A 24,646-nucleotide genomic window follows, 5' to 3' on the forward strand; every position below is an offset into this window, starting at 1 on the left:
CCAACTAGGCTTCCCCCATGGACATTCTGGGGACCTCGCTGCGCGTGTGCGTGACCGACCTCGACGCCGCGATCGGCGTGTACGAACGTCTGACCGGCGCCGAGGCGATGCGCTTCCACCACGGTGGCGTCTCGGTCGCGGCCGTCGGCTGCTTCATGCTGATGAGCGGTCCGGAGGCACAGCTGTCGATCCTCCGCAAGATCACCGCGACGCTCGCCGTCGAGGACGTGGACGACGCGGTGGCCGATCTGACGGCGGTCGGCGCGCAGATCATCGCGGGCCCGCTGCCGACGCCGATCGGCCGCAACGTCGTCGCCCGCCACCCGGACGGCACGGTCTTCGAGTACGTCGACCGCAAGGCGGCCTGACCCCCGGGGGGGCGGCCCGTGCCCGGCGTCAGGGCGCCGCCAGCACGATCTTCCCGCGCGTCCGGCCCTCCTGACTGCGGCGGAACGCCTCGGCCGTCTCGGCCAGCGGCAGCACCGTATCGACGTGCACGGTGAGCTTCCCGGCGTCGGCCAGGTCGCCCAGCGCCGTCAGCCCACCGTGGTCCGGCCGCACCCACACCATGTGCCCGCCCTTCCCCTTCACCTCGTTGTCGGCGACGGAGGCGACGCGGGAGGTGTCCCGCAGCAGTTCCTGCGAGACGTCGATGACGCCGTTGCCGACGAAGTCCACGGCCGCGTCCACCCCGTCGGGGGCCAGTTCCCGCACCCGGCCGGCCAGTCCGTCGCCGTACGTCACGGGCTCCGCGCCCAGGGAGCGCAGGAAGTCGTGGTTGCGCTCGCTGGCCGTACCGATGACACGGGCGCCGCGGGCCACCGCGATCTGCACACCGAACGATCCGACACCGCCCGCGGCGGCGTGCACCAGCACCGTCTCCCCCTCGGCCGCGCCGACCCGGTCCAGGGCCTGGAGGGCGGTGAGTCCGGCGAGCGGCAGTCCGGCGGCCTGCTGCCAGTCGAGCGCGGCGGGCCGGCGCGCCAGGGTCCGTACGGGCGCGGCCACCAGCTCGGCGAAGGTGCCGTGCTGGACCTCGTCCTTGCGTACGTACCCGACGACCTCGTCACCGACGTCGAACTCGGTCGCGTCCTGGCCGACCGCCTCGACGACTCCGGCCACGTCCCAGCCGGGGATCAGCGGGAAGTGCACGTTCATCAGCGGATCGAGGTAGCCCGCCAGCACCTTCCAGTCCACCGGGTTGACCCCGGCCGCCTTCACCCGCACCAGCACCGAGTCCGGCCCCACCTTGGGGTCGGGCCGGTCGGTGTAGGTGAGCGTGCCGGGGTCGCCGTAGCCGTGCGCGATGACTGCCTTCATGGTCGTACCTCCCAAGTGGTTCTCCGCGGGGTCCGCGCCCGTTCCGCACGGGTGTCCGCGCCGCTCGCGCACATGTGCCCGCGCCGTGCCGTGTCACCCGAGTGGCCCGCGCCCGGTAGTGCCGGGGACGGGCGGTGTGGTCGCGTGGAAGGAGGCCGGCCCGTCCGGGGGCGGTGGCCGGCCGGCGGAGCGGCGTACCGCTGGTGGGCGCCGCCGTCGACAGGAGTCGGTCATGCCCGTGCCCCGCTGGACCCGTATCGCCGTGCCCGTCTGCGCGCTGGCCGCCGGAGGCTGCGTCCTGTCCTGGGCGGGCGCGGCGGCCGGGGTGACCCCGAGCGTGCTGCCCGCTCCCCAGGTGAAGGTGAGCAACGCGCATACGGACCTGTGTCCGACGGCCGCCGTCTCCAAGGCGCTGACCGACCAGGGCGTCACGCTGGAGGCGAAGAGCCCGGCCATCGTCGTCGACGCGGGCGGGCGCCGGTGTGTGCGGCTGCCGATCAGCAAGGGCGAGTTCGCGCTCGACCTGAGCAAGGGCTCGGTGCCGGCCGACGGCGGGGTCGTCCTCCGGAAGGCCGGGGGCCGGAGCGTGTCCTTCACGGACGTGGTGTTCGACTTCGGCTCCCACCGGGCCAACGGGACGGCCACCGCCGACGGTGCCAAGGCGGGCCGGGCGCGGCAGCAGTCGGTGGAGCTGTTCTCCTTCGCCTTCGACGCGGGGAAGACCAAGGTCGATCTCTCCAAGGGCTCCGCCGAGGGTGCCGCCGCCCTGAGCCTGGGCACCGGCGGGTACAACGCGCTCCAGGACGCCTTCGGCAGCAGTCCGCTGCCCAGCCAGGGCACCGTGTTCGACGCCACCGCCGGTGGTGACGTGGCCCAGGCGGCACGGGCGCTCTCCCGCGCCCTGCTGCCGTGACGGCCACGCGGGCCGGTGTCCTCGGCCGGACCGCCGCCGTACGCGAGCAGGCCGGCGCCCAGCGGGTCCGTGTCGAACTCCCCCCGCGCTACTGCCCGCTGCCCGGCGCCGTACATCCGGACGCCGGCCGGCTGAACGCGCGCGCGGCGGACTGGCTGAACGGGTACGGCCTGTGCCGGGACGGCGCGCAGCGGGTGCGGATGACCGGCAACGACGTCGGGGGCTTCTACGGCCGGATCATGCCGCGGGCGCCGGCCGGCCGCCTCCAGCTCGCGGTGGACTGGTGCGCGCTGATGTTCGCCTTCGACGACCTGCACTGCGACGAGGGCCCGGCCAGTCTGCGCGCCGGGGACTTCGCGGGCCTCGCCACGCGGCTGCTGCGGGTGCTGGAGGCGCCGGGGACGGTGCCGGGCGGCGCCGGGGACCCGTTCTTGGAGGCGGCGGGCGACCTGGCGGCACGCTGCCGCGCCGAGGGCACGGCGGTGCAGGTCAGACGCATGGTGGACGGGCACCGCGCCTGGTTCCTCGCGGTCCTGTGGGAGTTCGGCTGCCGCCTGGGCGACCGTACGCCGTCCCTGGACGACTACGCCCACCTGCGCCAGCACACCGCGGCCGGTACGGCGACCACCAGCTGGCTGGAGATCGTCGACGGCACGGAGATACCCGGCGCGGAGATGGACTCGCCCGTGGTGCGCGCGCTCAGCGAACTGGCCTTCACCACGGCGGCCTTCGACGACGACCTGTTCTCCTACGGCAAGGAGCGCTGGCTGGCCGCCCGCGCTCCCCGGCCCGCCCGCTGCCGTCTGAACCTCGTCGACATCCTGGCCGCCGAACACGGCCTGGACCTCGAAGCGGCGCTGGCCGCGGCCGTCGACCTGTGCGACCGGCTCACCCTGCGCTTCGTACGGCTGCGTGACCAGGTGCTGCCCGGGGCCGGGGAGCCGCTGCGGCAGTACCTCGGCCACCTCTCGCACCTGATCCGCGGCAACCTCGAATGGGGCCTGCGCGCCGGGCGTTACACCAACCCCGACGGCCGGCACCCCGGCGCCGTCCGCACCACCGGCTCCTTCACCACGGTCGCGCCGCGGGCCGACGCGCCGCCGCCCATCCCGTCCATCGCCTGGTGGTGGGACCGGTTCTGAGGCCGCCCGCCGTCAGCCGCGCGGGATGAGCGTCAGGCCGACGCGGCCCCGCGGGCGCAGCGCGACAGCGGCCCTGGGCTCGGCCCGGGTCGGCACGGCGACATGGAACCGGCTCATCATCGTGGCCACGACGAGGGCCGCCTGCCGGAAGAAGAACGACTGGCCGACGCACTGGTGGGGCCCGTCGCCGAAGGGCAGGTACGCCAGCGGATGCCGGCCGCGGACGCGCTCCTCGGTGAAGCGGTCGGGGTCGAAGCGCAACGGCCGCTCCCAGAAGGCGGGCAGCCGGTGGGTCAGGTACGGGGAGAGCACCAGCGTGGCACCGGCCGGAACGGTCACCCCGCCGACGACGTCCGCGGCGGCGGCCGTCCGCGGCACCGCCCACGCCATCGCGTACAGGCGGCAGACCTCGGCCAGCACCCTCCGGGTGAGCACCAGTTGGCGGGCGTGTTCGCGCCGGGGCGGTCCGCCGCCGAGCACCGCGTCGGCCTCCCGGCGCACCTCCGCCGCGACGCCGGGATGCGCCGCGAGGGCGACCCAGGCCCACGTCAAGGTCAGGGCGCTGGACTCCGACCCCGCCACGAACAGGGCCACGATGTCCTGCGCCACCTGCGCGTCGCCCAGCGCCCGGCCGTCGGCGTCCACCCCGTCGAGCAGCACGCTCATCAGGTCCGGGCCGCGGTGGCGCGCGGCCCGGGCCCGGCGGACCAGCGGCAGCAGGATGTCGTTGACCGTCCGGGTGGCACGGGTGAAGGCGCGGTCGCCCGGCATCGGCACGGCGAGCGGCACGAAGGGCAGCGCCATGCGCCACAGCAGCGAGTCGAACGCGACGGCGACCGCCGCGGCGAGCCGGTCGCACTGCCCCTGCGGGATGCGCGAGCCGAAGAACGCCGGGTTCACGACCCGGAGCACGATGCGGGTCATCTCCGTCAGGGCGTCCACCGTCGCGCCCGCCGCAACCCGCCGCTCCAGCTCCGCCACCGCCCCGGCGACCGAGTCGGCCGTCCCGTCGGCGACGGCGTGCGCCCCGCCGGCCAGCCCTTTGCACCACAGTTCACGGCTGGCCCGCCACCGCGGCCCCTCACCGGCGATCCCCAGCCCCGTCAGCCGCCCCATCGCCTTCCACATCGCCGTGCCCCGGCGGTAGTTCTCCGCGTGGTCACGCAGGACGTGCCGCAGGTGGTCGGGGTGGGTGACCAGAAAGGGCCGGAAGGCGCCCAGGTCCAGCCGGGTCAGCGCGCCCTGCGACTGCCGCCCGGTACGTTCCATCAGCCCCAGCGGGCCACCCGCCCGCAGGCCGCCGAGGACGTGGCGCAGGGGGACGGTGTGCAGGGAGACGGTGTGCGGCCGGTGGTCGGTGCGGGTCGGCATAACCGCACCTTAGGCACCTTCGCCACCGTACCTTTCCAGCCACACCGAGCCGTACGGGCGCGTGTCCGGCCGCTCATGGCCTTTCCGCCGTGTCCCGGCCCGCTCACCGCCCTTCCGTGCGGATGCGTTGCCCGTCCGCCCCGACGGTGACGCGGTGCTCGCTCCACCCGGGCCAGCCCAGCTCCCCGTAGGAGCGGCGGGGCCGTTGGGCGCGCGTCTTCATGAACGTCACGGGTTTTATGAGATGGCCGGTGGCGTTGCCGTGCCCGTCGCAGACGAGTTTGAGCAGGGCATCGGTGTGGTACGGGGTGTCGATCGGAGTGACGATCACCCCGCCGGTGCGTACCTGCCGGGGCCAGGCGGCGGGGACACTGCGGACGGCGGCCGTGGACAGGATCCGGTCGTACGGTGCGGCAGCGGCGTAGCCGCCCTCGCCGTCGCCGACCACGGTGCGCGGCGCCAGGCCGAGGGCGCCGAGGTTGTCGGCGGCCCGCCGCGCCAGGTCCGGATCGATCTCCACGGTGACGATGCCGGGGGCGCCGACCCGCTGGGCCAGCAGGGCGGTGGTGTAGCCGCTGCCCGTCCCTATCTCCAGCACCCGCTCGTGCGGCTGCGGGTCCAGGTGGTGCAGCATGTCGACGATGACCGCGCTGCAGGAGACGGAACTGGTGAAGCACCCGTCGGCGGCCGGCCCGTCCTCGGGGCGCACCCGCCCGTCGTCGATCTGCGTGATCAGCGCGGCGAGGGGGCGGTAGACGGCCTTGAGCCACTGCCGCGGCCGCTCGGTGCGGTCCAGCAGCGGGTAGCGCCCGTCCTGCCGGCTGGGCCACCACACCCGGTCCGGTACGAAGTGTTCGCGCGGCACCTCCAGGAACGCCGCCCGCAGCCAGTCGCGCCCGTGGAAATAGCCGCCGCCGTAGCCGTCGATCGCCGCCGCGCACGCCCGCCGCAGCTCCGCCGCGTCCACCATGCCGGTGCCGGGCCGCGCTACTCGTCGTCCTCGTGCTCCGGCGGCGTATCGTCGTCCGGCATCGGGCTCCCCGGCTCCCCCGGACTCGCGAAGTCCCCGCCGACCTGCCCGTTCTGCTCCTGCCGATGTTCCATCACGTCTCCTTTTCAGCAGGCGGACCAACCGTGGACAGTGTCCAGGAGTTGCCCCCCGGAGCACCAGCACGCCCCCGGGCCGACCGGCGGGCTCACCCCCGCCGCAGCTCGTCGATGCGGGCGAGCATCGCGTCCGCGCAGGAACGCGCCTGGTCCTTCACGTCACCGGGCCAGAACTCGTCCTCGTAAAGACTCGTGACGTACAGGTGCCGGGCGTGCCGAAGGGCGGGGCGATGCTGGTCGGGGAGGCGGGCGAGTGCCCAGTCGGCGGCGGTGTGCTTGGGCTTGAGGTCGCCGGTGGCGAGGGTGGTCCAGACGCGGGCCAGGGTCAGGAGCACGTTGCGGGTGTCGTCGGCCAGCTCGGCGAGGAGTTCGGGGATGCCTCCGACGCTCGCCCGGATCAGGTCGGCGTGCGGGACGGGGTCGAGGAGCCGGGCGGGTGGCGGGCCGGTGAGGGGGTGATCGCCGGTCAGGGCCATGGTGAGTATCAGGGCCAGGTCCGGCATCGGGCCCGGCGTCGGGGGGCCGCTCGCCCGCAGCGTGTCGCGCAGCCACTCGCCGTACAGGAAGTCGCCGGTCGGCGGGAACCGCCAGGGGCGGACCTCGGACTGTACGACGACGGTGAGTTCGACCGGCCGGGCCGTGGCCGTCAGGCCGGAGATCTCCAGCAGGCCGGCGAGGAGCGCGCGGCGCTGCCAGACGTCCAGGCTCCGCCGTGCGACGGCCAGGACGTCCAGGTCGCTGGCCGGGGCGAGGCCGCCGAGTACGGCGGAGCCGTGGAGGCAGGCGCCGAGGAGGTCCGGGCCGAGGACCTCGCGGACGAGGCGCGTCGTCTGCGCGAGTTGACCGGTCTGCGCCCGTCGGGCCGTCTGCGCGAGTGGGTCCATGGCGTCGGTGTCACACCTCCCGCATCCGGAATTCGTACCGTTCCGGAAGCGGGTGCTCCGCGCGGGCCCTGGCCTGGACGGCGGGGGTCACCGGGCCGGTGCCCGCGGTGAGGCGGTCGGCGATGGCGTACCAGGTGTCGCTGAGGATCTCGTCGCCCTCGCGGAGGTCGGGGACCTCGAAGCCACGGTCGAAGACGGCCCGGGCGGCCGGGGCGTCCCCCTGGGCCAGGGCCACTTGGGCGGTGAGGAGGGCGAAGCGGCCGTTCGCGCGGACGGCTGCCGGGAGGCGGTCGAGGGCGGCGGCGGCCTCGTCGGTCCGCCCGGCGGCGAGCAGGACGGGGACCGCGGCGCGGACCAGGGCCGGGAGCAGCGGCGCGGTGTGCTCCGTGGGCGGCGCGGTGCTCTGCGCCGACTCCGCGGAGTGCTCCGGTTCCGCGGCCTCGTCACGTACGCAGGCCAGCGCCTCGGCGTAGCGCTGGGCCGCCCGCGCCGTCTCCCCCTCGGTCTCCTCGGCGACGGCGAGGCAGTACAGGGGGCGGCAGTCCGTGCCGTGGGCCAGGGCCCGTTCCCAGCTGCGGACGGCCTGGGCCCGGTCGCCCGCGTGCCACTGGGCGATGCCGAGGTGGTAGTCGGTGGCCGGCCCGGACGGCGCGGATTCCAGCAGGTCGCGCCACGGTGCGGAGACCAGGGGCGCGGTGGGCACGCCGCCCTCGCGCGGGAAGTCACCGGTGTGCAGCAGCGCCAGCCAGGGACGCTGCTCGGGGCCGAGGGTGGACTCGGCGAAGGGGGTGCCGGGCAGGTCGTGGCCGGTGCGGGCCCGTTCCAGCGCGCCCCAGCCGGAGCCGGTGGCCAGGGTCTCCTTCGGTTCGAGATCGGCGTGCGGCCGCCAGTCGGCGAAGGCCGCTTCGACGCGCTCGCGCGGCAGCGCCGCTTCGAGGCGGTCGCCGACCTCGCGCCGGGCCGCCGTCCAGTCCGCACCGTGCACCGCGGCGGGGTCGGCGGCGAGCGGTCCGTACGCCTCCAGCCAGGCGAACTCCGCGCCGCCGTCGAGCCGTACGTGCTCCAGCTGCGTACGGGCCAGGCCCGCCTGGATCTCCGCGTAGCCGCCGGTGCCGGGCTCGGTGAGCCACTGCTGCCAGCGGCGTCCGGCGCGGCCTGCGCCCCACAGGAACAGTTTGCGGCCGCGCAGGGTGTCGGTGGAGGTGTGGACCAGGCCGTGGCCGGAGCCGTCGAGCGAGGCGATCCAGCGGCGCTCGCCGTCCGGGATGTCGTAGAAGTGGTCGGCGGGGAACTCGCTGCGCAGCGGGTAGGTGCGGTCGGCGCCGTCCGACTCGGGGACGGGGACGCGGCGCAGCCGGTGTTCGTACCCGAAGTGCCAGGCGGCGTCCGCGGGGGCGAGGACACGGGTGCGCTCGCCCTCCGGTACCGCGATGTTGGACCACCAGTAGGTGGGGACCGCGTGCAGGTGCGGATTGCGGATGCGCACGCCGACGTACAGGAAGTCGGAGTCTTCCGGGAGCCAGAGGTCCACCTGGAAGGGCAGGTCGCGCAGGCGCTCCCACTCCCACAGGCGCAGCATCTCGCCGCCGTCGGGCGCCGGTACGGTCGCGGCGTGCACCGGGGCGCAGGAGAGGGCGGTGTGGCCGGTGGCGCCGATGTTCCATTCGATGCCGCCGGAGAACCAGGCACCGTTGAGCGCGAAGTCGGCAGGCTGGAGGACGGGGTTGCGGTAGAGCAGTTCGCGGCCGGTGGGCTTGTGGTGGAGGGAGTGGACGCGGCCGCCGAGGCCGGGCAGGACGGTGGCGCGCAGCCGCTCGTTCTCGATGACCAGCGCGTCGAGGGCGGTGTCGGCGCGCGTCCGGCCGTATCCGTCGCGGACGCTCTCGGGCAGCAGGGAGTCCAGCGGCGCGTAGCGGAGCTGGCGGGCCATGTCGGGCGGCAGGTCCAGGTCCTCGGACAGTTCGACGCGGTGGACGTCGCCCGGGGTCCGTACGGCGGGCAGCGGACTGGCCGGGCCGACGGGTGCCGCGGGAAGGGTCAGGGTCGTGCGTCGCACACTCGTGGCCACTGCTGCCTCGCATGGTTGTACCGGGCCACCTCGGGGGCGGTGGCCGCCTGTTGACCATGGAACCCTGTCGGCGCGCGCCTGAACAGGGCCTATTGAGGCCAGGTGTCGGTCAGGGCTGCGCGAGGACGCTTTCGAGGAGACCGGCGAGGAGCACGGCGCCGGCGCCCTCGGGGTCCAGGTCCGGGTCGTAAATGGCGAGGTCGAGTCCCACACAGCGCGGGGAGGCGGCCAACGGCGCCAGCAGGCCGTGCAGTTCGGGGGTGAGCAGCCCGCCGGGGTCGGGGCTGTCCACGGCGGGCATGACGGACGGGTCGAGCACGTCCGCGTCCAGGTGGATCCAGAAGCCGTCCGGCGTGGTGTCCTGGAGGTCGCGCAGGACCTTGCGGGCGACGGTGGCCGGTCCCTGTTCCCGGATCTCGGAGGCCGTGCGGTGGGAGATGCCCAGGCCGGTCAGTTCCGGGCGGTCCGCGTCGTCGTCGCGGATGCCGAGGATGTGGAGGTCGGTGTCGCGTACGTACGGTGCGAGGCCGTCGATGCCGGTGAGGTCGGCCTGGCCGCGGCCGGTGATCTGGGCGGTGCCCTCGCCTGCCGCGGCGCCCACGGGCCCGTTGCGTCCGGTGTTGCCGGGGTGCCGGAAGTCGGCGTGCCCGTCGAGGTAGGCGACGCCGTAGCGGCCGGTGCGCCGCAGGCCGAGGACGGCGCCGAGCAGGATGGAGCAGTCGCCGCCGAGGAGGACCGGGAACTCGCCCGCGCGCACGTGCGCCTCGACGCGGGCGGCGAGCCGGCGGGTGTAGTCCGCGAGGGCGGCGGCGTTGAAGTCGCCGTCGCCTTCCCGCCAGCCGCCCAGGTCGTAACGGGGCGGCACCACGACGCCGCCTTCGAGGGCGCCGAGCCGCCGCAGCAGGCCCTGTTCGCGCAGCGCTCCCGCCAGCTTGTAGCAGCCGGGGACGGTGCCCGGCGCGGGCGGGCGCAGCCCGAGGTTGGAAGGGGCGTCGAGGAGCACGATGCGGCGCATCCGGCCATCCCACCGCACCGGGAGGCGCGGGGCAACGGTTTTCCGGTGTGGCGGGGGGCCGGGGCGCATCGGGGCCGGGTGGCGCCGGGAAAAGGGGAGGCGTGGCCGGGCGCCGTGGCGTAGCGTTACGGGCGCATCGATACGAATGAAACGGAACGAGGGACACGGCGATGGCGACCCAGCACACCTACCGGGTGATCGTGCGCGGCCGGTGGGACGGCCTGACCGACGGGGCCAGGGCGAAGCTGCTGGCCGAGGCGGACGAGCACGGCCTGGCGCAGCACCGGTTCACGCCCGAGGGCTCGCTGGTCTACGACACCGCGCTGCGGTCGTTCACGTACCGGTACGTCATCGTCTCGGACGCGGAGGACGGCGAGGAACTGGCGGCCGCGCTCGCCGAGGAGAAGGCGGAGGCGGCGCTCACGGCGGCCGGGTACGGCTACCGGGACCTGCGCTCCTCGGCCACCGACATGGACACCATGAAGATCAACCGGAAAGGCCGCTGAGCGCGGCGGGTCACCGGGCCGTAAGGCCGCTCACCGCGCGGGCGGCTCGGTGAACCGCAGCTGGTTCCCGAACGGGTCGGTGAGGGTCAGCGACAGCCCGATCTCACCGTCCTCCTCCAGGCCGGGCCTGAGGAACGGGTAGTCCTTGGCCGACAGTTCGGCGTGCAGCGCGCGCACGCCGGACAGCTCGGCGTACACCACCGAGCCCGGCGTCCCGTCGCCGTGGTGCTCGGACAGGTGCAGGACCAGGCCGCCGCGGGACACCTGCGTGTACAGCGGCAGCTCCGGCGCGAAGCGGTGCTCCCAGTCGACGGCGCAGCCCAGGTAGCCGAGGTAGAACTCGTGCGCCTTGGGCACGTCGAAGACGCGCAGCACCGGGACGGGGTGCCGGAAGGTGATCTCGGACATCAGGCCGCCTCGAACATGTCGCTCGTGATCGCCCAGCGTTCGTGGTCCCGCCAGGCGCCGTCGATGAACAGGAAGTCGGGTGAGTACCCTTCGAGCCGGCAGCCGGCGCGCCGGGCGAGGGCGACGGAGCGCTCGTTGTCCGGCTGGACGTTGATCTCCAGGCGGTGCAGCCCCAGTTCGTCGAAGGCGTACCGCATGGCCAGCCGCAGCCCTTCGCTCATCAGCCCGCGCCCGGCGGCGTGCGCGAACGCGCCGTACCCGACCGCGCCGCTGCGGAAGGCCGCGTACACGATGTTGTTGACCGTCAGGAACCCCGCGATCCGCCCGGACTCCAGCTCGCAGACGAGGAACCCCTCGCGCGTCGGCTCCTGGAGCTTGGCGAAGTAGCTGTCGTACGCCGCGTCGGTCACCGGCGGCGACAGCCACGGCCGGTGCAGCGGCACGCTCTCCCGCGCCCGCGCCGTGAACTCCGCCCGGTCCGCCGCGGTGAAGTGCCGGACGCCGACCCGCGGACCGGTGGCGAGGTAGTGATCGTCATCCATCGTCCGATCGTACGAAGTGACGAGCCGCCACGCCAGGCATTCCGGCCGGGTGCGCGAGCCGGGGGCGGCGGCCCCGGGCCGGCGGTCCTCCCGGCCCGCGCACCGGCCGCCGAGCGCCCCGGTCAGCCTCCGCTGCCCGCCGTACGGACCGCGCAGGCCGCCGCGTACCCGTCCGGCACCGTCACGTCCGCCATCTCCCACCCCGGCACCGGAACCGGCACCGGCCCCGCGCCGACCAGCGTCGTGGTCATCAGATCGCCCGCCAGGCCGCTGCCCTTGCCCTTCAGACACGCCTCCTTGCGGGTCCAGCAGCGGGCGAAGGCGGCCGGGCGGCCGGCCTCCGGCAGCGCGTCGAGCGTCGCGCGTTCCTGCGGGTGCAGCATGCCCGACACCTCGGCCACGGTCCGCGGCGACGCCGGCTTCTCGATGTCCACGCCCACGGGCGTGCGCGCGAAGCCGATCAGCGCCATGTCGCCGGTGTGCGAGAGCGAGAAGTGCAGCGGCATCCCGGCTCCGGCGAGCGCGGGCCGTCCGTGCGGCTCGTCGCAGCAGGGGCAGGGTTCGCGGACGAAGCGGAGCATGGCCGGGTCGCGGTCCAGGAAGGCGCCGAGCAGGCGGCGCAGGGCGCCGTGCGAGGTGGCGTAGGTGTCGCGGTCGCCGGGCCGGACGAACGCGGCGGCGCGCTTGCGCTCGCCCGCGTCCAGCACCGCGGTGTCGTGCAGCCCGGCCTCGGGCACGGTGCGCACCAGCCACAGCGACACCGCCGGCGGCCCGTCCGCCGGCAGCGGTCCCGGCAGCGCGGCCGGGTCGTACACCTCGGGTATCAGGGCGGGCCGCGCGGCGCCGCACTCCTCGCTCGGGGCCCAGGTATCGCCCGTGGTCATCGGTCGTACTCCCTCGTTCTCGTGTCGCCCGTCCACCCGGCACCGTTACGGCCGTGTCCGGTGACCGTACCCGGCCCGAGCGGCGCGCGCGGCCCACTCGCGCTCCCCCGCGCTCGGTGCGGCCAGCGCCAGCCGGCGGTGCGTACGGCGGAGCATCGCACGGGCGAGGACCGGGTGCACGCGCCGGACCAGCGCGAAGTAGAGCCGCCCGCCCGCGTGATGGGTCCGTACGACGGTGCTCAGCGTCACCCGGCCGCCGTGGCCCGCGGTCCGCCCGTCCGCCCCCGCGGCCGGGCTCTCGACCAGGATCGACGCCCGGAAGTCCAGGTGGCGGGCGTCCTTGCCGAGCAGCAGTTCGCCGCCGTCCGCGGTCGTGGCGCGGCCCTGCTCGGGGAACGCGCCGCGCAGCACGCCCTTCCAGGCCGCCGGGTCGCGCGGCATCCCGGGCGGCAGCGGCAGCTGCCAGGCGTCCTGGAAGTCGGTACGCGCGAAGGCGGTGCGGGCCAGCCGGGCACCGGCGGGAACGGCGACGGCGGCGGGGCGCGCCCACAGGAGCCGGTTGAGCAGCCGGACGTACGGCGACCGGCGGGCCGGGGCGCGGACCGTGCCGGTGGCCGCGCGCTCGACGTTGTCGAGGACCTCCTCGACCACGGTGGCGTGCACCCACCGGACCGCCAGCGGCCAGGCCACGCGCTCGGCCCCCCGGGGCCGGTTCTCCAGGACATGGGTCACCCGGCAGCTCCCGGCGTCGAGCGGGGTGACCTCGACGGCGTGGTGACCGCCGTCGGGGAAGTCGAAGCGGACGCGGCGCCCCGGCTCGTACGCCGTGACCCGGTAGCGGACGAAGCCGTGGCCGCCGGCCGCGCCGACGCCCAGCGGGCGGTCGAAGCGCATGGCGGGCCACACGGGCACCGGGAAGAGCGGGTCGTCGTCGCCCGCCAGCCGGTCGAGCAGGGCGCCGACCGTCCCGGCCGGGGCGTGGACGGTGCGTGCGTGGACATCGCGGACCGTGCGCATCGGGCACCTCCATACGGTTGCGTATGTTTGACCGTACGGTAGCGTATGGTCATGGCGCGACAGCGAACCGAGGACCGTACGAAGCGCGAGGGCGCCCGCCGCCGGCTCACCGCGCAGGACTGGGCCGAGGCCGCCCTCGCGGCCATCGGCGAAGGCGGCCTGGCCGCGGTGGCCGTGGAGCCGATCGCCGCCCGCCTCGGCACCACCAAGGGCAGCTTCTACTGGCACTTCGCCAACCGGGAGGCACTGATCGACGCCGCGCTGGAGCGCTGGGAGCAGCGGCACACCGAAGCGGTCATCACCCGGCTGGCGGCCGAGCCCAACCCGGAGTGGCGGCTGCGCGGCCTGTTCGCGTACGCGACCGCGGCGGCGGCGGAGGACCCGCTGGAGGTCGCGCTGCTGGCCACGGCCGCGGACCCGCGCGTCGCGGCGGCCCTGCGGCGGGTGACGGACCGCCGCGTCGGCCATGTGACCGAACTGTTCGCCGCGTTGGGCTTCCCGGAGTCCGAGGCCCGCCGGCGGGGCCTGCTCGCGTACACGGCGTATCTCGGCCACATCCAGCTGGGCCACGCCGTCCCCGGAAGCCTCCCCGACGGGCCCGGCCACGACGCCTACCTGGACTCGGTGCTCGACATCCTGCTCCGCCGGAACTGAACCGGCCTCCGTCCGCGGCGGAACGACGGCTTCCGCCCGGCTGGGTCCGCGTCCTCCGGCGCACCGTCGCGCGGCCGGAATTGGCCGGTCTGCGCGTAGACGTATTACGTGCATAGGGCATGGAGTGGAGAGGTCCCGGACCCGATTTCCCACCCCACCCGCCCCTCCCGCCTCCCCTCCCCCAGCCCTTATCTCCTCCCGACCCCCCGTCCGCCAGCCTTGACGTAGGAGTCCGACGGCCGCACCGCCACGCAGCCTTCCCACCTGGAGGTCCCATGACCGAGGCGCTGCCCTTCCCGCAGGACCGCACCTGTCCCTACGACCCGCCCGCCGGCTACCAGCCCCTGCGCGACAGCCGTCCCCTGTCCCGCGTGACGCTCTACGACGGGCGCTCCGTCTGGGTGGTGACCGGGCACGCCGAGTCGCGGGCGCTGCTCACCGATCCGCGCCTGTCCGCCGACCGGCAGAACCCGGCGTTCCCCTCCCCCGCCCCGCGCTTCGAGACGCTGCGCAAGGTGCGGACCCCGCTGCTGGGCGTCGACGACCCCGAGCACAACGCGCAGCGCCGGATGCTGATACCGAGCTTCAGCGTCAAGCGCGCCGCCGCGCTGCGCCCCCGCATCCAGGAGATCGTGGACCGGCTGCTGGACGCCATGGAGGAGAAGGGCCCGCCCGCCGAGCTGGTGTCCGCCTTCGCGCTGCCCGTGCCGTCCATGGTGATCTGCGCGCTCCTCGGCGTCCCGTACGCCGACCACGAGCTGTTCGAGGGCCTGTCCCGTACGCTCCTGCAGAGCGTCGACCCGCAGGAGGTCGCCGAGGCCCGGGACGAGTTGGAGGAGTACTTCACCGGCCTGGTGGACCGCAAGCGGAAGGAGCCGGGCGACGGCCTGCTGGACGAGCTGATCGCCGAGCGGCTGGCCACCGGCGAGCTGAGCCACCGCGAACTGGTCCGCACGGCCATGCTGCTGCTCGTGGCCGGCCACGAGACCACCTCCAACATGCTCTCCCTGGGCACCTTCACGCTGCTGGAACACCCCGAGCAGTTCGCCGCCCTGCGCGCCGACCCGTCGCTGCTCCCGGCCGCGGTCGAGGAGCTGCTGCGGTTCCTGTCCATCGCCGACGGCATGGTGCGGGTGGCGACCGCGGACATCGAGATCGGCGGCGAGACGATCCGGGCGGACGACGGCGTGATCTTCTCCACCTCGGTCGTCAACCGCGACGCCGCCGCCTACGCCGCCCCGGACACCCTGGACTGGGAGCGCTCCGCCCGCCACCACGTCGCCTTCGGCTTCGGTGTCCACCAGTGCCTGGGCCAGAACCTGGCCCGCGCGGAGATGGAGATCGCCTTCGGGGCGCTCTTCGCCCGCTTCCCCGGGCTGCGGCTGGCGGTGCCCGCCGCCGAGATTCCCGTCAAGCCCGGCCACGCCCTCCAGGGCCTGGTCGAACTGCCCGTCACCTGGTAGCGGCGGACAGCCGCCCACGCCCTGTGTCCACCAACGGAGGAGAGCCACCATGAAGATCGACATCGATACGTCCGTGTGCATCGGCTCCGGCCAGTGCGTACTGACCGCACCGGGGGTGTTCACCCAGGACGACGACGGTTTCAGCGCCCTGCTGCCCGGCCGCGAGGACGGCGCGGGCGACCCGCTCGTACGGGAGGCCGCCCGCGCCTGCCCGGTTCAGGCGATCACGGTCACCGATTCCTGACGGGACCCGCGTCCGGGCCCGGCGACACCGGGCCGGGCGCAGGCACCCCGACCCGCCCTAATCGTCCAGCCCCTCCAACGGCTCCTCCACCACCGGCAGATCCAGCGTGCCGGTCTGCGCGCGTGAGCTGCGGACGGTCACCTGCTTGCTGCCCCGGTTGCCGAAGTACGCGGTGTCGCTGGCCGCCATGACCAGCCGCAGCCGGTGCCCGGGGGCGAAGCGGTGCACGATCGCGGGCAGGTCGACGGTGAACTCCCTGGTGACGTCGGGCACCCGCACGGGGGCCACCAGACGGTGCACGAGGGTCTTGCCGCCGTTCGGGGCGACGTCGAAGAGCTTGAGGAAGAGCAGCAGCCGGTCGGCCGCGTCGCCGGAGTGCTGGGTCCGCTCGGCGTCGGGGGAATGGACGCGGAGGGTGGCCCGGGGCGCGCCGACCACGTCCACGGGCCGCCCGCGCACCGGAGCGGACGTCCAGTCCAGGTAGGTGCCCCGGGTGTCGTACGGCTTGGGGTTCGGCAGCTTCATCAGGGCGGCCAGCGAGCTTTCCGAATGACTGGAGGCGACCCGCCAGTTGCGGTAATGGCGGCTGCCGGCGACCACGTCCGCGGGGGTGTCCACGAGCTTGCCGTCGCCGGACAGGTACAGCCGCCGCGGGACGCCGACGGGGTAGATCTCCGAGGCGGCGTAGGCGGGGCCGCCCCGGCCCGCCCAGTCGCGGTAGTACGCGAAGGCCGGGCCGGTGTCGGTGTCCCACTCCCGGCGCAGATAGCGGCTGAACCAGGCGAGGGTCCGCCGGCCCACGTAACTGGTGTCGAAGTTGCCCTTGCCCAGGTCCAGTTCGCCGGGCGCCGGGTCGGTCATGCCGCCGCTGTGGCCCCAGGACTGCCAGATCATCGCGGTCTCGGTGCCCTGGGCCCGCAGGGCCTCGAACGTCGCGGCGGCCTCGTTGAGGTTGAAGAGGGTGTCCGCCTGCCCCTGGACGAGCAGGGTGGGCGTGTGGACCGTGCCGAGGTAGGAGGCCGGGGAGAGGCTGCGCGCGTAGTCGAGGACGGCTTTGGTGGGGGCGGACGGGTAGCGGCCGGAATTCAGCCGCTTCTTCAGCTCGCAGGCCGGCGCGACGAAGTGCACACAGCCCGCGCCGCCGCCCCGGGACGGGTCCAGCCGCGGGTGCAGCAGGCCCTGGGCCTCGCCGATGAGGTAGAAGCCGTTGGTCCACTGGTGCTTGTACGCGCCCGGGGCCGGGCCCGCGACGCCGGAGGTGCGGTCGGCGTTGTTCGGTGCCAGCGCGTAGGTGAGGTCGTGCCAGGTGATCAGCGGGACCAGGGCGTCCAGGCGCTCGTCGGCGGACGCGGTGGCCAGCTGGATGGCGCCGCCGTACGAGCCGCCGAACATCCCCACCCGGGGGTCGCGCGGGCCGTCCTTGGTGACGAAGTCGACGCGGGTGCCGTTCTTCGCCGCCCGCTGCCCGGCGAGGAAGTCCAGGATCCGGCTCGCCGCCCGCCCGTCGATCCGCGGGTCGTCGAGGGAGATCGGGCAGCCGGTCCGGCCGAAGCCGAGGCCGGAGTAGGCCAGCGCCACATAGCCGCGGGAGGCGAAGGCGCGGGCGATGGCGTCGGTGGAGCCGTCCGACTTGCTGCCGCCGAAGCCGTTGGTGGTCAGGACGGCGGGCGCCGGGTGCGCGGCGTCGACTCCGGCGGGGCGGTAGAGGTCGGCGTCCAGGGTGCAGTCCCGGCCGCCGGCCCGTACCGGCAGCTTCAGGGCGGTGACGGTGTATCCGGGCTGCCGGGGGCCCGCCGCGCCGGCCGGTCCGGCGGCCGTGACGGGCCCGAGGAGAGCGGCGCACGCGGTGAGGCACACGGAGGCGGTGAGGGGCAGCCGGGCGGAACGGGTGCGCGCCGCACGCCGGACGGGCCGGGACGCGGCACCGGGCAGGGCTCTGGACACGCTGGGCACGCAGACCTCCACAAAGGCACGCCGTACCAAGCGGTCGGCAACGGCCGGCTCATGGTGTGACACGGGTAACAAAGGTGTCAAAGCGGATTGTCTCCCGGCCGTGCCGGGTCCGTCCCGAAGGCCCCGCCCGAACCACTCGATGGGCTACACGAACGGCCGGATCCCGGCCCGCCGGATCACCCGTTCGAGAGCGGTGCGGGACCGGTCGCGCAGGACCGGGTCGCTCGTGCGGGTGGCGCGCCCGCCCTCAGGCGCGCTCGCGCAGCGCCGGTACGTCGTACGTCAGCGTCCCGGCCGCCGCGTCCAGCTCCGCCCGTACCCCCAGCGGCATCGTCAGCGCCGAGTCGCCGTGCCCGAAGCCGAACTCCTCCACCACCGGAACGCCGAGCGGCCCGAGGCGGTCCAGCAGCACCGCGCGGAGGTCCTCGTACGGGCCGCAGCGGGCCCACGAGCCGAGGACGACGCCCGCGACGCCGTCCAGCCACCCGGCGCGCAGGAGCTGGGTCAGCGCGCGGTCCACGCGGTACGGGGGCTCGCCCACGTCCTCCAGCAGGAGCAGGCCGCCGGCGGCGCCCGCGCGGGCGTGCGGCGTGCCGAGGTCGGCGGCGAGCAGGGACAGGCAGCCGCCCAGCGTGACGCCGCTCGCCCGGCCGGGCACCAGCGGCCGGGCGGCCGGCGAGGTGACGACCCGGGCCGCATCGGGCGCGAAGAGCGTGCGCCGCAGGTGCTCGCGGGTCGGCTCGTCCTTGAGGAACACCTCGCCCGCGACCGCCGGGCCGTGCAGCGTGGCCACCCCGGCGCGCACCGCGAACGCCTCGTGAAGGGCCGTCACATCGCTGAAGCCGACCAGTGCTTTGGGGCCGTGCGCGCGGAAGGCGGCCCGTATCGCCGCCCAGTCCAGCAGGTCGGCCACGCGCTGCGCGCCGTAGCCCCCGCGCGCCGCGAACACCGCCGCGACGCCCGGATCGCACAGCGCCTCCTGGAGATCGCGGGCGCGCTCCTCGTCCGTGCCCGCCAGATACGGCAAGGTGGCGTGCCGGCCGCGTACGTGGGGTGCCTCGACCGGGTCGAGGTCCCAGCCGCGCAGCAGGTCGGCCCCGGCGTCCAGCCGCTCCGGCGCGACCGGGCCGCTCGGCGCGACGATGCGGACCCGGTCGCCGGGCACCAGGCGGCGGGGCCGCGCCAGGGTGTCCCCCGTCCTCACTTCGTCAGCTCCAGTGCGGGGATGTCGGTACGGGCGATGCCGAAGGTCTGGACGTACAGCGACAGTTCCGCCTCCACGGCGCGCACGATGGTCTCCGCACGGCGGAAGCCGTGGCCCTCGCCCTCGAAGGCCAGATAGGCGTGCGGGACGCCGTGCCGGACGGCCTCGGCGAGGAAGGGGGCGCACTGGCCGGGCGGGCAGACGGCGTCGTCGAGGCCCTGGAGGAGCAGGAAGGGGGCGGTGATCCGGTCCGCGTGCCGCAGCGGGGAACGGTCGCGGTAGCGGTCGGGCACCTCGGTGTACGGGCCGATCAGGCTCACCAGGTACTGCGACTCGAAGTCGTGGGTCCCGTCCTCGCTCCAGCCCACCAGGTCGAGGACCGGGTAGCTGATCGAGGCGCAGGCGTACAGGTCCGTCGTCACCAGCGAGGCCGCGGCGGTCCAGCCGCCGGCGCTGCCGCCGCGGATCGCCAGCCGGCGCCGGTCGGCGGTGCCCTCGTCGGCCAGGGCCCCGGCGACGGCCGCGCAGTCCTCGACGTCCACCACGCCCCACTGCCCGCGCAGCCGCTCGCGGTAGGCCCGTCCGTAGCCCGTCGAACCGCCGTAGTCGACCACGGCGACGCCGATGCCGCGGGAGGTGAAGTAGGCGACCTCCAGGTTCAGCACGAGCGGGGTGCGGCTGGTGGGGCCGCCGTGCGCCCACACGACGTACGGCGGCAGTTCGCCGTCCGGGGCGCGGTGGCCGGGGTTGTGCGGCGGGTGGATGTGGGCGTGCACGTCCCGGCCGTCGGGGCCGGTGAAGGTGCGGACCTGCGGCTCGGGGTAGTACGCCGGGTCCACCGCGTCGGTGTGCCGCGACGCGATCGCCCGGGCCCGGCCCGTGCAGGTGTCCAGTTCCACGATCTCGAACGCGCTGCGCGGGCCGGCGGCGACGCCGATCACCCGGCTGCCGTGCACGGCCAGGGCGGGCGCCCACTCCGTCCACGGCCCGGCCGCGTCCACCAGGTCGCCGCTGACCGGGTCGAGGATGCCGAGCGCCATGGCGCCACGGCCGTGCAGCACCGCGATCGTGCCGCTGTCCAGCGGCCGGAACCAGCGCACTCCGAGCTGCCACAGCGGACCGCCGAACTCCTCCTGCCGGGGCCGGCACAGCCGTGTGCCCGGCGCCCCGGCGGCGTCCGGGTCGGCGCGGCGCAGCTCCCACCAGCCGTCGGCGTCGGAGACGTACAGCAGCGTGCCGTCCGCGTCCCACTCGATCTGCGGTACGGACTCCCCGGGGCCGCCGGCGATCGTCCGCACGCCGGTGAACCCGCCGTCGCCGGTGATGTCGGCGAGCAGCACGACCGTGCCCTCCCACGGCATCCGGGGGTGGTCCCAGGCGATCCACGCGGCCCGCCGCCCGTCCGGGGAGATCCGCGGGCCGGTCACGAAACGGTGCCGGTCGTCGCTCAGTTCGCGCACCGCCGCGCGGTCGCCGGCCGCCGAGCCGTCCAGCGGCACCGCGGCGATCACCCGGCGCACGTCGGTCGGCCGGGGGCCGGTGAACTCCTCCAGGACGCACCACACCTCGCCGCGGTCCAGGCGCAGCACCGGGTCGGCCCAGCGCAGCCCGCCGCCGACGGCCGAGACGGGGGTCAGCGGACGGGGCGCGGCGCCGCCCGGGGTGTACGCGTACAGCCGCTGGTCGGCGAAGTCGCAGAAGACCACGACCGTGCGGCCGTCCGCGTCCACCGCGCCGGCCCAGGGCTGGCCGCCGTACTCGATGACCCGGCTGCGCACGTTCCACGGCGCGGGCAGCACGGTCTCCTCCGTACCGTCGAGCCCCCTGCGGACCAGCGCGCGACGGCCGCCCTCGGCGGGACGGGCCTCGGTCCACCACACCTCGGCCCCCACCACGCCGACGTACTCGGGGCGGCCGTCGTGCTCGGCGACCAGCCGGGCGTCGATCGGGGACGGCCAGGCTCCGTAGGGGGCCGTGGTCACCATGGTGGCGTTCCTCCTCAGTCGCTGGAGCCGCCAAGCCTGTCGTACCCGGGGCCGGGCATCAACCCGTACGTATCACCCTTCGACCGACCTCAGGAAGTGGTCGAGGACCCGCACCCCGAAGTGCAGCGCCTCCACCGGGACGCGTTCGTCCACCCCGTGGAAGAGCGCCTGGTAGTCGAAACCTTCCGGCAGCTTGAGCGGCGAGAAGCCGTAGCCGGTGATGCCCAGCCGGGAGAACTGCTTGGCGTCCGTGCCGCCCGACATGCAGTACGGGACCACGTGGCCGTCCGGGTCGAAGCGCTCGACGGCGGCCCGCATCGCCGCGTACGCGGGCGCGTCGACCGGGGCCTGGAGGGCGACCTCGCCATGGTCGTACGCCCAGGTCACGTCGGGTCCGGTGAGCCGGTCCATGGTGGTGCGGAACTCCGCCTCGCCGCCGGGGACCACCCGCCCGTCCACGTGGGCGACGGCGTTGCCCGGGATGACGTTGACCTTGTAACCGGCCTCCAGCATCGTCGGGTTGGCGCTGTTGCGGACCGTCGGCTCGACGAGCGCGGCCGACGGGCCGAGCTTGCTCAGCAGTGTGTCCACGTCGAAGTCCGGGGCGTCCAGGCGGGCCTCGATGCCGTGCAGGGCGGCCAGTTCGGTGAGCGCGGCGCGCACGGTGTCGGTGAGCCGCACCGGCCAGCGGTGCTCGCCGATGCGGGCCACCGCCGCGGCGAGCCGGCTGACGGCGTTGGCGCGGTTGACCTTGGAGCCGTGCCCGGCCCGGCCCTCGGCGGTCAGCTTCAGCCAGGCCGTGCCGCGCTCGCCCGCCGCGACCGGATACAGCCGCATGCCGCCGCCCGCGTGGAAGGTGAAGGCGCCGGACTCGCTGATGCCTTCCGTGCAGCCCTCGAACAGGCCGGGGTGGTGGTCGGCGAGGAAGCCCGCGCCGTCGATGGCGCTGGCCTCCTCGTCGGCGGTGAAGGCGAGCACCAGGTCGCGCCGGGGCCGGACGCCGCGGCGCGCCCACTGCCGTACGGCCGCGAGCACCATCGCGTCCATGTTCTTCATGTCCACGGCGCCCCGGCCCCATACGACGCCGTCCTCGACCTCGCCGGAGAACGGGTGCCGGGTCCAGTCGGCGGGCTCGGCGGGCACCACGTCCAGGTGTCCGTGCACGAGCAGGGCCGCCGCAGCCGGGTCGGTGCCCTCGACGCGCGCGACCACGTTCGTACGGCCCGGGGTGCGCTCCAGCAGCACCGGTTCCAGGCCGGCCTCGGCGAGCCGCTCCGCGACGTACTCCGCGGCCGGGCGCTCCCGGCAGTCGCCGCCGCCGCGGTTGGTGGTGTCGATGCGGATCAGGTCGGACGTGAACCGTACGACCTCGTCGAGGGCCTGTCCGTCCACCGGGTCGCCGGCGCGGTCCGCCGTCTCGTCGGCGCTGTCAGCCATATTGCTCCTCCACCGCCGACGACACGACGGTGGTGACCGTCTTGAAGCAGCGGATCGCTTCGTACATGTTCCCGCTGGTATACGCGACGCGCCGCTCGCCGGTCCGCTCGACACCCGGCACGCAGGTCGCCTGGCCCACCAGGTGCTCGGCGTCGAATTCCATCTCCACGGTGTACGGGCCGCCGCGCACGGGCTCGGTGCGCACCGCGAGCGCCGCGGCCTCCCGCGCGGCCGCCCGGATGTCCGCCGCCGTACGGGCCGGCGGGCGGCACACGGCGGCGTAGCGCGAGACGTAGTCCTTGACGGCGACGGCCCGCGCCTCGGGCGCGTACCCGGCGGCGTCGTCACAGGTCCGGTCGTCGCCGGTCACCAGCACCACCGGCACCCCGTACTCGGCCACCACCAGGGAGTTGAGGTAGCCCTCGCTGGCCCGCGTGCCGTTCACCCACACGCCCGTCAGGGAGTTGGCCAGGTACGTGTGGGCCAGGACGCCCTCCGTACCGGCACCCGCGTGGTAGCCGACGAACGCGACGCCGTCCACGTCGCCGTACTGGACGCCCTCCACCATGCTCAGCGCCTTGTGCTTGCCGGTGAGCAGCTGCGCGCGCTCGTCCAGTTCCTCCAGCAGCAGGTTGCGCATCGACCAGTGGGCCTCGTTGACCAGGACCTCGTCGGCGCCGCCGGCGAAGAACCCGGCGATCGCCGCGTTGACGTCGCCGGTGAACACCGGCCGGAACCGCTGCCACTGGGCGTGGCCCGGCAGGACATCGTCCGGCCAGGTCACTCCGGTGGCGCCCTCCATGTCGGCGGAAATGAGGATCTTCACCATGCACCCGTCCCCTCGCAGCTGGGAGAACCGCTCCGGCACCGGCCCGAGGGCCGCGCCGTCGCGCGCGTCACCGGGCAGGATTCCCACCATAACCAGGGGGGACGCAAAAGCGGCCGGGTGCCGGGCCACACCCCCGTGGCGGTCCGGCACCCGGCCGCGGGTCAGCCGCGGGCCGTCTGCCTGGGCGGCAGCCAGTGCCGGACCCGGAAGTCGCCCTTCTCCAAGGTCTCGAAGGGCGCGCTGCCCTGGCACTTGCCGACGCTGTTCCGCGGCAGGCCGTCCAGGGCCCAGCTGTAGCCGAGCCGGTCCTTCCGGCCGTCGTCCAGCACGGTGAAGCCGAACCGCTTGCCCTTGATGTCGCCGAGTTCGGGATAGCCGGGAGCGCCGGTGAAGTCCACCTCGGTGACCACTCCGGTGGCCACCGCGACCGGACCGCCCGTCAGCAGGCAGTCGATACGGCCCTTGAAGTGCCCGCCCCACTTCTCGTCCATGTGGTGGCTGACGTGGAACGTGCCGCTCGCCTTGTCGGCGAAGCCGTGCGCGTCGAAAGCGAAGTGCACGTCGTCGCCCGGGCGCCGCTGGAGCTTGCCCGCGCCGGTGAGCGACGGCTCGGCCGTGCTCCGGGCGGCCTGGACAGCGGCCGGAGCCGCCCCGGCCGGAGCCCTGCTCGCAGCCGCCCCGCTCGGAGCCGCCCCGCTCGGGGCCGCCGCGCCGAGTGTCAGCGCGCTTCCGGCGCAGACGGCAAGGGCCGTGACGACGGCGACGGAAGGGCGGCGGGCGCGCGCCATGTTTCCTCCTGAGGACGTGGTGCCCGGCGGGGTCCCACCGGTGGCCGGTTCTCCCGGCCGTGCACCACCGTGCCGCCCGCCGCCCGTGCCCCGCGTCGCCCTTCAGGCCGGGACGCCTCCGCCGTACGGGGGAAGCGCGACGGTACCCGGGGCCGATGCCCGCACCCCGCGCCCCGCCCGCGGCGGTCAGTCCACCACGCCCGCGACCAGCCAGTTCGTAGGGATCTCGATACGGGAGCCGTCGGCCAGATACTCGGTCGTCATCAGCGGCAGCCGGCCGGAGGCGATCTCCCGGAGCCCGTGGCCGGCCAGCAGGCCGGGGACGACCGAGTCGGCCATCTCACCGGGCGCGATGCCGTGCGCGAGGACGGCCCGCAGCTTGCCGGGCGGGCCCTCGGGGCGCCGCGCCAGTGACGCGAAGACGTCCCGGGACGCCTCGGCCGGTTCGACGGCGAAGATCCGGCCGCGCCGGCCCAGCAGCGTCGCGATGTTCGCCACGATCAGGGGGCGGTCCTCGGACGCGCACTGGTGCAGGACGCCGCGCAGATACACGTTGACGTCGCCCAGTTCGCCGTGCAGGGCCCGTACGGCCGCCGGGTCCGCGGCGTCCAGGCGCCGGTATTCGGCCACCCCGGCCGGGTCGCCGGCGCGGGCGTGCGCGACGGCCGCCGCCGAGAGGTCGACGCCGACCGCGCGCGGGTAGTGCCGGGCCAGGAAGCGGGTCTGGGTGCCGTTGCCGCAGCCCAGGTCGACGACCGGCAGCGCGGCGTCGAAGTGGGCCGCGAACAGCGGCAGGTGCAGCTCGGCCGTCAGGGACGGGTCGGAGTCCCAGAAGACCTCGCCCTCGCCCTCCGGCGCGTCGCGCCAGAAGCCTTCCCACGCGCGCAGATACTGGCTCGAACCGGTCATGGC

24 protein-coding genes are annotated in these 24,646 nt (G+C 74.8%); 7 read left to right on the forward strand and 17 right to left on the reverse strand.

What is annotated here, in order from left to right:
- The first annotated feature begins 17 nt into the window (after positions 1 to 17).
- A complete protein-coding gene (locus CP973_RS27400) occupies positions 18 to 368 on the forward strand; it encodes a VOC family protein (RefSeq protein ID WP_150246594.1) in 351 nt (116 codons plus the stop codon).
- A gap of 28 nt (positions 369 to 396) precedes the next feature.
- On the opposite strand, the gene CP973_RS27405 is transcribed toward CP973_RS27400, so the two are convergent.
- Positions 397 to 1,320: an NADP-dependent oxidoreductase gene (locus tag CP973_RS27405; RefSeq protein WP_150246596.1), complete on the reverse strand. Its 924-nt coding sequence runs from the start codon at positions 1,318 to 1,320 to the stop codon at positions 397 to 399.
- Between the two features lie 232 nt (positions 1,321 to 1,552).
- On the opposite strand from CP973_RS27405, the gene CP973_RS27410 reads away from it, so the two are divergent.
- Together CP973_RS27410 and CP973_RS27415 are read left to right on the forward strand one after the other, a co-directional pair.
- On the forward strand, positions 1,553 to 2,233 hold the full coding sequence (locus tag CP973_RS27410) for a hypothetical protein (protein WP_150246598.1): 681 nt from the start codon (positions 1,553 to 1,555) through the stop codon (positions 2,231 to 2,233).
- Positions 2,230 to 3,375, forward strand: coding sequence for a terpene synthase family protein (locus CP973_RS27415; protein WP_150246600.1), 1,146 nt, complete (start codon positions 2,230 to 2,232; stop codon positions 3,373 to 3,375). The genes CP973_RS27410 and CP973_RS27415 overlap by 4 nt, the downstream gene beginning before the upstream one ends.
- Before the next feature lie 12 nt (positions 3,376 to 3,387).
- Here the strand turns inward: CP973_RS27415 and CP973_RS27420 are convergent, their stop codons facing one another.
- The 5 genes from CP973_RS27420 to CP973_RS27440 form a co-directional block, all read right to left on the reverse strand.
- Positions 3,388 to 4,746 (reverse strand): cytochrome P450, encoded by a 1,359-nt coding sequence (locus tag CP973_RS27420; RefSeq protein ID WP_150246602.1) that lies wholly within the window; start codon positions 4,744 to 4,746, stop codon positions 3,388 to 3,390.
- Between the two features lie 103 nt (positions 4,747 to 4,849).
- Positions 4,850 to 5,716, reverse strand: coding sequence for a protein-L-isoaspartate O-methyltransferase family protein (locus CP973_RS27425; protein ID WP_150246604.1), 867 nt, complete (start codon positions 5,714 to 5,716; stop codon positions 4,850 to 4,852).
- Between the two features lie 226 nt (positions 5,717 to 5,942).
- Positions 5,943 to 6,737 carry an aminoglycoside adenylyltransferase domain-containing protein gene (locus CP973_RS27430; protein ID WP_150246605.1) on the reverse strand — a complete coding sequence of 265 codons (795 nt, stop codon included), beginning with the start codon at positions 6,735 to 6,737 and terminating at the stop codon, positions 5,943 to 5,945.
- Positions 6,738 to 6,747: 10 nt separating this feature from the next.
- Positions 6,748 to 8,805 carry a DUF5107 domain-containing protein gene (locus tag CP973_RS27435; protein WP_150246606.1) on the reverse strand — a complete coding sequence of 686 codons (2,058 nt, stop codon included), beginning with the start codon at positions 8,803 to 8,805 and terminating at the stop codon, positions 6,748 to 6,750.
- A gap of 109 nt (positions 8,806 to 8,914) precedes the next feature.
- Positions 8,915 to 9,820, reverse strand: coding sequence for an arginase family protein (locus tag CP973_RS27440; RefSeq protein ID WP_150246607.1), 906 nt, complete (start codon positions 9,818 to 9,820; stop codon positions 8,915 to 8,917).
- Positions 9,821 to 9,990: 170 nt separating this feature from the next.
- On the opposite strand from CP973_RS27440, the gene CP973_RS27445 reads away from it, so the two are divergent.
- Positions 9,991 to 10,326, forward strand: a complete 336-nt coding sequence (locus CP973_RS27445) for a DUF6204 family protein (RefSeq protein WP_150246608.1) — start codon at positions 9,991 to 9,993, stop codon at positions 10,324 to 10,326.
- 30 nt (positions 10,327 to 10,356) lie between these two features.
- On the opposite strand, the gene CP973_RS27450 is transcribed toward CP973_RS27445, so the two are convergent.
- From CP973_RS27450 to CP973_RS27465, 4 genes are all read right to left on the reverse strand, one after another.
- Complete coding sequence (locus CP973_RS27450; protein WP_150246609.1) at positions 10,357 to 10,734, reverse strand: glyoxalase superfamily protein; 378 nt, start codon at positions 10,732 to 10,734, stop codon at positions 10,357 to 10,359.
- Positions 10,734 to 11,276, reverse strand: coding sequence for a GNAT family N-acetyltransferase (locus CP973_RS27455; protein ID WP_150246610.1), 543 nt, complete (start codon positions 11,274 to 11,276; stop codon positions 10,734 to 10,736). The genes CP973_RS27450 and CP973_RS27455 overlap by 1 nt, the downstream gene beginning before the upstream one ends.
- Positions 11,277 to 11,398: 122 nt before the next feature.
- Positions 11,399 to 12,160, reverse strand: a complete 762-nt coding sequence (locus CP973_RS27460) for a 4'-phosphopantetheinyl transferase family protein (protein ID WP_150246611.1) — start codon at positions 12,158 to 12,160, stop codon at positions 11,399 to 11,401.
- A 45-nt stretch (positions 12,161 to 12,205) separates the two neighbouring features.
- Positions 12,206 to 13,177, reverse strand: a complete 972-nt coding sequence (locus tag CP973_RS27465; protein WP_150246612.1) for a DUF2867 domain-containing protein — start codon at positions 13,175 to 13,177, stop codon at positions 12,206 to 12,208.
- 45 nt (positions 13,178 to 13,222) lie between these two features.
- On the opposite strand from CP973_RS27465, the gene CP973_RS27470 reads away from it, so the two are divergent.
- From CP973_RS27470 to CP973_RS27480, 3 genes are all read left to right on the forward strand, one after another.
- Entirely contained in the window at positions 13,223 to 13,831 is a 609-nt protein-coding gene (locus tag CP973_RS27470) for a TetR/AcrR family transcriptional regulator (protein WP_150246613.1), read from the forward strand.
- Positions 13,832 to 14,106: 275 nt separating this feature from the next.
- Entirely contained in the window at positions 14,107 to 15,294 is a 1,188-nt protein-coding gene (locus CP973_RS27475) for a cytochrome P450 (protein WP_150246614.1), read from the forward strand.
- A gap of 49 nt (positions 15,295 to 15,343) precedes the next feature.
- The gene (locus CP973_RS27480) at positions 15,344 to 15,538 is read left to right on the forward strand and encodes a ferredoxin (RefSeq protein WP_030660144.1); all 195 of its coding nucleotides are present in this window, start codon (positions 15,344 to 15,346) and stop codon (positions 15,536 to 15,538) included.
- A 57-nt stretch (positions 15,539 to 15,595) separates the two neighbouring features.
- Here CP973_RS27480 and CP973_RS27485 read toward each other — a convergent pair whose 3' ends face one another.
- The 7 genes from CP973_RS27485 to CP973_RS27515 form a co-directional block, all read right to left on the reverse strand.
- Positions 15,596 to 17,491: a CocE/NonD family hydrolase gene (locus CP973_RS27485; RefSeq protein ID WP_150246615.1), complete on the reverse strand. Its 1,896-nt coding sequence runs from the start codon at positions 17,489 to 17,491 to the stop codon at positions 15,596 to 15,598.
- Between the two features lie 247 nt (positions 17,492 to 17,738).
- Positions 17,739 to 18,695, reverse strand: a complete 957-nt coding sequence (locus CP973_RS27490) for a S66 peptidase family protein (protein WP_244410042.1) — start codon at positions 18,693 to 18,695, stop codon at positions 17,739 to 17,741.
- Positions 18,692 to 20,680, reverse strand: a complete 1,989-nt coding sequence (locus tag CP973_RS27495) for an LpqB family beta-propeller domain-containing protein (protein WP_150246616.1) — start codon at positions 20,678 to 20,680, stop codon at positions 18,692 to 18,694. Before CP973_RS27495 ends, CP973_RS27490 begins: the two co-directional genes overlap by 4 nt.
- Positions 20,681 to 20,752: 72 nt before the next feature.
- The gene (locus CP973_RS27500) at positions 20,753 to 22,117 is read right to left on the reverse strand and encodes a M20/M25/M40 family metallo-hydrolase (protein ID WP_150246617.1); all 1,365 of its coding nucleotides are present in this window, start codon (positions 22,115 to 22,117) and stop codon (positions 20,753 to 20,755) included.
- A complete protein-coding gene (locus CP973_RS27505; RefSeq protein WP_150250325.1) occupies positions 22,110 to 22,943 on the reverse strand; it encodes a M55 family metallopeptidase in 834 nt (277 codons plus the stop codon). The genes CP973_RS27500 and CP973_RS27505 overlap by 8 nt, the downstream gene beginning before the upstream one ends.
- 164 nt (positions 22,944 to 23,107) lie before the next feature.
- On the reverse strand, positions 23,108 to 23,734 hold the full coding sequence (locus tag CP973_RS27510; RefSeq protein WP_150246618.1) for a hypothetical protein: 627 nt from the start codon (positions 23,732 to 23,734) through the stop codon (positions 23,108 to 23,110).
- A gap of 186 nt (positions 23,735 to 23,920) precedes the next feature.
- Complete coding sequence (locus CP973_RS27515; protein ID WP_150246619.1) at positions 23,921 to 24,643, reverse strand: class I SAM-dependent methyltransferase; 723 nt, start codon at positions 24,641 to 24,643, stop codon at positions 23,921 to 23,923.
- Positions 24,644 to 24,646: the final 3 nt, after the last annotated feature.

The organism is Streptomyces albofaciens JCM 4342, from assembly GCF_008634025.1.
Classification (GTDB): Bacteria; Actinomycetota; Actinomycetes; order Streptomycetales; family Streptomycetaceae; genus Streptomyces; species Streptomyces albofaciens.

Excerpts from the sequence above, each read along its gene's own strand:
- CP973_RS27510 (WP_150246618.1), bottom strand. The coding sequence starts at position 23,734 with ATGGCGCGCGCCCGCCGCCCTTCCGTCGCCGTCGTCACGGCCCTTGCC.
- CP973_RS27470 (WP_150246613.1), top strand. The coding sequence starts at position 13,223 with ATGGTCATGGCGCGACAGCGAACCGAGGACCGTACGAAGCGCGAGGGC.
- CP973_RS27430 (WP_150246605.1), bottom strand. The coding sequence starts at position 6,737 with ATGGACCCACTCGCGCAGACGGCCCGACGGGCGCAGACCGGTCAACTC.
- CP973_RS27500 (WP_150246617.1), bottom strand. The coding sequence starts at position 22,117 with ATGGCTGACAGCGCCGACGAGACGGCGGACCGCGCCGGCGACCCGGTG.
- CP973_RS27405 (WP_150246596.1), bottom strand. The coding sequence starts at position 1,320 with ATGAAGGCAGTCATCGCGCACGGCTACGGCGACCCCGGCACGCTCACC.
- CP973_RS27425 (WP_150246604.1), bottom strand. The coding sequence starts at position 5,716 with ATGGTGGACGCGGCGGAGCTGCGGCGGGCGTGCGCGGCGGCGATCGAC.
- CP973_RS27465 (WP_150246612.1), bottom strand. The coding sequence starts at position 13,177 with ATGCGCACGGTCCGCGATGTCCACGCACGCACCGTCCACGCCCCGGCC.
- CP973_RS27445 (WP_150246608.1), top strand. The coding sequence starts at position 9,991 with ATGGCGACCCAGCACACCTACCGGGTGATCGTGCGCGGCCGGTGGGAC.
- CP973_RS27495 (WP_150246616.1), bottom strand. The coding sequence starts at position 20,680 with ATGGTGACCACGGCCCCCTACGGAGCCTGGCCGTCCCCGATCGACGCC.
- CP973_RS27450 (WP_150246609.1), bottom strand. The coding sequence starts at position 10,734 with ATGTCCGAGATCACCTTCCGGCACCCCGTCCCGGTGCTGCGCGTCTTC.
- CP973_RS27410 (WP_150246598.1), top strand. The coding sequence starts at position 1,553 with ATGCCCGTGCCCCGCTGGACCCGTATCGCCGTGCCCGTCTGCGCGCTG.
- CP973_RS27455 (WP_150246610.1), bottom strand. The coding sequence starts at position 11,276 with ATGGATGACGATCACTACCTCGCCACCGGTCCGCGGGTCGGCGTCCGG.
- CP973_RS27400 (WP_150246594.1), top strand. The coding sequence starts at position 18 with ATGGACATTCTGGGGACCTCGCTGCGCGTGTGCGTGACCGACCTCGAC.
- CP973_RS27475 (WP_150246614.1), top strand. The coding sequence starts at position 14,107 with ATGACCGAGGCGCTGCCCTTCCCGCAGGACCGCACCTGTCCCTACGAC.
- CP973_RS27460 (WP_150246611.1), bottom strand. The coding sequence starts at position 12,160 with ATGACCACGGGCGATACCTGGGCCCCGAGCGAGGAGTGCGGCGCCGCG.
- CP973_RS27480 (WP_030660144.1), top strand. The coding sequence starts at position 15,344 with ATGAAGATCGACATCGATACGTCCGTGTGCATCGGCTCCGGCCAGTGC.
- CP973_RS27515 (WP_150246619.1), bottom strand. The coding sequence starts at position 24,643 with ATGACCGGTTCGAGCCAGTATCTGCGCGCGTGGGAAGGCTTCTGGCGC.
- CP973_RS27440 (WP_150246607.1), bottom strand. The coding sequence starts at position 9,820 with ATGCGCCGCATCGTGCTCCTCGACGCCCCTTCCAACCTCGGGCTGCGC.
- CP973_RS27420 (WP_150246602.1), bottom strand. The coding sequence starts at position 4,746 with ATGCCGACCCGCACCGACCACCGGCCGCACACCGTCTCCCTGCACACC.